Genomic DNA, 1608 nt, shown 5'->3' on the forward strand with positions numbered 1-1608 from the left:
CCAAGAACAATGGTATGAATATGAGGATGATAATTCATTGCAGAACCCCAGGTATGAAGAATGCAGATATACCCTATATTAGCTCCCAGGTACTTTGCGTCTTTTGCCAATTCATTCAAGGTTGCTGAGGCAGCATGATACAGTGCATCATACAACAGCTTCTGGTTGCTGTAAATGATGGAATTCAATTCCTCAGGAACTGTGAATACTACATGATAATAGGGTGCATCAAGTACGTTCTCTTTTTGTGCATCAATCCATTTCTCTTTCGGAAACTCCTGGCACATGGGACAGCATCTGCTTCTGCAGGAGTTATTATGAATGCTGATACATCCGCAGTCCTCACAAACACTGATGTTTACACCAAAAGCGCCTGTTTTACAGTTCATGATATGATAAGCTGTTTTTCTATGATGAGCAGGAGGGCTATTCCTCTTTTCATAAGAAGGATAAAACCGTTCAAATACATCTTGTATCGTACATGATTTCTCCATAATCATTCACCGCCCATCTCATCAAATGGACTCCTAATTCCAAGCATAGTTTTATTGCTTACATGCAGATAAACCTCTGTTGATTTTGGATCACGATGTCCCAGAAGCGCTTGAATATATTTTACATCACAGCCGGATTCAAACAGATGACTTGCAAAGCTGTGACGTAAACAATGCGTGGAGACGTGTTTCTGAATGCCTGCTCTTTTGGCACTTTCACGAAAAAACTGAATGACACTATCTTTTGTAAGATAATCCCCTGTCCATGAACTTGGGAACAAAATCCCTCTTGGTCTGCCACATTGAAACCAGTATTCTGTCAATATTTCGAGCGTCCGGTCTGCAAGCAAAGTATAACGATCAGAGCGACTTTTCCCATCACGGATGTGTATGGTTTTTTTCGTGCGTGAAATATCATCATAATGAAGATGTGTGACTTCTGAAACACGAAGTCCGCCTGAATACATAGTAGCAATCATAGCTTTGTGCTTCAGATTTGGCGTAGCATCAAGAATAGCTGATATTTCTGTTTTTGTAAGCACCGTTGGTAACTTCCTGTCCCTTTTCATACGAGGTATGTCATCATCATCCCAATTCTTCTTCAATATTTTTTTGTAAAAGAAGCGGATTCCTGAATGGTAGTGATTGTATGTTTCCGGTGAAATCCCGGAAAGTTTCTTTTCAGTTAGGAATATATCAACATCGTCAGTTGTTAATGCATCTATATCCTTGGCTGTGTGGTTCAAAAAATGAGCAACACTGGTACAGTATGCATGAATCGTGGAATCCTTGAGATTCCGTTTATCCGCAGCAGATTGAATCTGATTAAAAATTTCTTCGTACATAATAAAATCCTCCATGTAAAATCAGTAGTTAATGAAAAATCCTGCTTACATGGAGGTGCATTAGCATAATAAAACCGCTTGTCAGAAAAGCGGTCAAATGGTATTCTTTTCATAGGCAGTGGTGTCTTTCTTTATTGAATTGTTTTGTGTGGTAACTTTACAATATCAAATACTGGTAAGAATTGCCATTGCCTATTTTATTATTGAGAAAAAGAAAGCTGCGCCACAGCCTTGGCAGGCCATCGCGCAGCGATTTTGTTCAACTTGAA

The 1608-nt window shown here is 39.3% G+C and carries 2 protein-coding genes; both read right to left on the minus strand.

Going from position 1 to position 1608, the window contains the following annotated elements; translation table 11 throughout:
- Nucleotides 1-500, minus strand: a 500-nt coding sequence (locus DWZ61_RS19375; protein ID WP_147354744.1) for a transposase zinc-binding domain-containing protein, incomplete at its 3' end; no start/stop codon positions are given.
- A complete protein-coding gene (locus tag DWZ61_RS19380; protein WP_118540116.1) occupies nucleotides 497-1339 on the minus strand; it encodes a tyrosine-type recombinase/integrase in 843 nt (280 codons plus the stop codon). The genes DWZ61_RS19380 and DWZ61_RS19375, both read right to left, overlap by 4 nt.
- Nucleotides 1340-1608: the final 269 nt, after the last annotated feature.

The organism is Clostridium sp. AF34-10BH, assembly GCF_003478095.1.
In the GTDB taxonomy this organism is placed as follows: Bacteria; Bacillota; Clostridia; order Lachnospirales; family Lachnospiraceae; genus Acetatifactor; species Acetatifactor acetigignens.